Consider the following 1,808-nt stretch of genomic DNA (forward strand, 5'->3'; position numbering starts at 1 on the left):
CTAGGAGACTCCTGAATAACTGTGTCGGTCCGCCCACCTGATTCGCGGGTTTGGGACGATGGGTGGATGCAGGGTCGAGCGGGTGATCAGCGGGATCTGTTGGATGTGGAGTCGGTGGCCGGGCATTTGTTGAAGCCGGGCAGCGTCTTCGCGTTTCTGGCCGAGCATCGTCGGGAGTTGTTCCCGGATGCGATGTTCGCGGACCTGTTCCCGTCCGGGTCTGGGCGGCCGTCGGTGCCGGTGGATGTGATGGCCGCGGTACTGACGTTGCAGGCGCTGCATGGTTTTTCCGACAGTGAGACCGTCGATGCGGTGACGTTTGACCTGCGGTGGAAGGCGGCGTGCGGCCTGGCGGTGACCGCGGCTGCGTTTCATCCGACGACGTTGACGTACTGGCGGCGCCGACTTGCCGCCTCGACGTCCCCGAACCGGATCTTCGAGGCGGTGAAGGCGGTGGTCGCCGAAACGGGGGCTTTGAAGGGCAAGACTCGGCGGGCTCTTGATTCGACGATTTTGGATGATGCGGTGGCGACCCAGGACACCGTGATCCAGCTGATCGCCGCGATCCGCCGGGTCCGTCGTGACGTCCCCGGCGCCGGGGAGGTCATCGCGCAGCACTGCCTCGCCCATGACTACGACGACCCGGGGAAACCGGCGATCGCCTGGAACGACGCCGATGCGCGGGCCCGGTTGATCGATGATCTGGTCGGCGATGCGCACCGGCTGTTGGGGTATCTCCCGGATCAGGAGTTGGGCCCGAAAGGTGCTGAGGCGGTTGCGTTGTTGGCGTTGATCGCCGGTCAGGACGTTGAACCGGTCGAAGGCAGCGACGGCACCGACGGGCGGTGGCAGATCGCCCGGAAGGTTGCCCCGGACCGGGTGATCTCGGTGGTAGATCCCGATGCCCGGCACGCCCACAAAACGGTGCACCGCCGGCAGGACGGGTTCAAAGCGCACATCGCGATCGAACCGGACACTGGGATCATCACCGATTGTGAACTGACCAAAGCATCCGGGGCACGCAGCAGCGACGCGCAGGTCGGACCCGCTCTACTGGAGGGCGAAGAGTCTGCGGTGCAGGCGTTGGCCGATTCGGCGTACGGATCCGGGCAGGCCAGGGCCGACCTGGCCGCCGCCGGGCATGAGGCGGTCATCAAACCGATCCCGTTGCGCCCGGCGGTGCCGGGCGGTTTCACCCTGGACGACTTCACCATCAACCCGGACGAAACTGCGGTGACCTGCCCGAATGGGATCAGCCGGCCGGTGTCGGCTACCCGGACGGTCAATTTTGGTCGGGCCTGCGACGGGTGCCCGCTGCGGGCGCAGTGCACCACCAGTCCGCGTGGGCGGAAGCTGGGCCTGCACCCGCAGGAGAAGCTGCTCCGCGCGGCCCGTCGGCAGGCCGAAACACCCGAGTTCCAAACGGTTTACCGGCGGCACCGGCCGATGGTCGAACGGTCCATCGCGTGGCTGGTCCGCGGCAACCGGAAAGTCCGTTACCGCGGCACCGGCAAAAACGACCACTGGCTGCACCTACGCGTGGCCGGGCTGAACCTACGGCGGCTCCTGGCCCTTGGACTGACCCGCACCAACGGAAACTGGGCCCTGGCCACCGCCTGAGAGCCCAAAACGGGTCCGAATAGGACCTCATGGACGGTCCTGCTGCCCACCATGACCCCCACCTCCGGATTCGGCAATCCGACTACGCAATCGGCGCCACCACCGCACACCGGCCTGCTCACAGTCCGAGCCCGACACGCCGCCGGCGACGTCACCCCCAAACCCGGGTTGTTCAGGAGTCTCCTAGG

1 protein-coding gene is annotated in these 1,808 nt (G+C 66.8%); it reads left to right on the top strand.

The window, feature by feature from the left end; all coding sequences use genetic code 11:
* Positions 1–66 precede the first annotated feature (66 nt).
* Positions 67–1,620, top strand: coding sequence for an IS1182 family transposase (locus ABIB25_RS29115; RefSeq protein WP_354532004.1), 1,554 nt, complete (start codon positions 67–69; stop codon positions 1,618–1,620).
* Positions 1,621–1,808 lie beyond the last annotated feature (188 nt).

Origin of the sequence: Nakamurella sp. UYEF19 (genome assembly GCF_040546275.1) — a bacterium.
Classification (GTDB): domain Bacteria; phylum Actinomycetota; class Actinomycetes; order Mycobacteriales; family Nakamurellaceae; genus Nakamurella.

Excerpts from the sequence above, each read along its gene's own strand:
- ABIB25_RS29115 (WP_354532004.1), top strand. The coding sequence starts at position 67 with ATGCAGGGTCGAGCGGGTGATCAGCGGGATCTGTTGGATGTGGAGTCG.